We start from the raw sequence: 1,063 nt of genomic DNA, 5'->3' as shown, positions 1-1,063 counted from the left end.
GATGAAGATGGAGCGGTTTTCGCGTCGCTTCAAGCGTGGATGCGCCCTGAGCGACGGAGAATTTTTTCAGCCTCGCCTGAGCACGAGGTCCGTACGGCCCCTGGCGGGCGAGCTCGCCGGCGGCGGAGTTCACGTCCACCGCGCCCTGGCCGGCCTCGCGCGCCGCGATCTGCATCTGCGAGACGTCGGCGCTGACCTGCTGCGTGCCGGCGGCCGCCTGGCTGACGTTGCGCGCGATCTCCTGAGTGGCGGCGCGCTGCTGCTCCACCGCCGCGGAGGTTTCGGTCGCGATGTGGTGGACGTCGTCGATGATGCCGGCGATCTCCTGGATCGCGCCGGCCGTGCCGTTGGTGGCGTCCTGGATGGCGCCGATCTGGGCGGTGATCTCCTCGGTCGCCTTCGCGGTCTGTCCGGCGAGATCCTTGACCTCGGCCGCCACCACCGCGAAGCCGCGCCCGGCCTCGCCGGCCCTCGCCGCCTCGATCGTGGCGTTCAGCGCGAGCAGGTTGGTCTGCTCCGCGATGCTCTGGATGAGCGACACGATCTCGCCGATCTTGCGCGAGCCGTTGACCAGCACGTCGACCCGCTCATGGGCGCGCCGCACATTGTTGACCGCTTCGGAGGCCGCGCCCGAGGTCCGCTCGACCTGACGGCCGAGCTCCTCGGCGCAGGTCGCGAGTTCCTCGGTCGCGGCGGCGCAGGCCTGCATGGCGGCGGAGGTCTCGTTCGCGGCGTACAGCGCTGCGGCCGACTGGCGCGTGGTCTGCTCGGCGTTGGCGGCGAGGCCGCGGGAGGTCGCCTCCATCTCCTGCGCGGCCGCCGAAAGGCTCTGCACGAGTTCCCCGACGCTGCCCTCGAAAGTGCGGGCGAGCCCGTTCATCTCACTGCGGCGGCCCGCGGCGCGCTGGCTGTCCGCCTCCGCCTGCCGGGCGCGCAGCGTCTCCGCCTCCTCCATCGCGGCCGCGAACACCCGCATGCTCCGCCAGATGTCGCCGATCTCGTCCGCGCTCTCCCTGACCGCCGGGAGCCGGTAGTCGCCGGCGGCGAGCCGCTGGATCGCGCC

General features: G+C 72.2%; 1 protein-coding gene. It reads right to left on the bottom strand.

Going from position 1 to position 1,063, the window contains the following annotated elements:
• Positions 1 to 1,063: methyl-accepting chemotaxis protein (locus ACIKT0_RS18845; RefSeq protein WP_407106830.1), on the bottom strand; the 1,063-nt coding region annotated here is incomplete at both ends.

It is taken from the genome of Hansschlegelia beijingensis, from assembly GCF_045505405.1.
Lineage (GTDB): Bacteria > Pseudomonadota > Alphaproteobacteria > Rhizobiales > Methylopilaceae > Methylopila > Methylopila beijingensis_A.
This window is presented reverse-complemented; position numbering and strand designations above follow the sequence as displayed.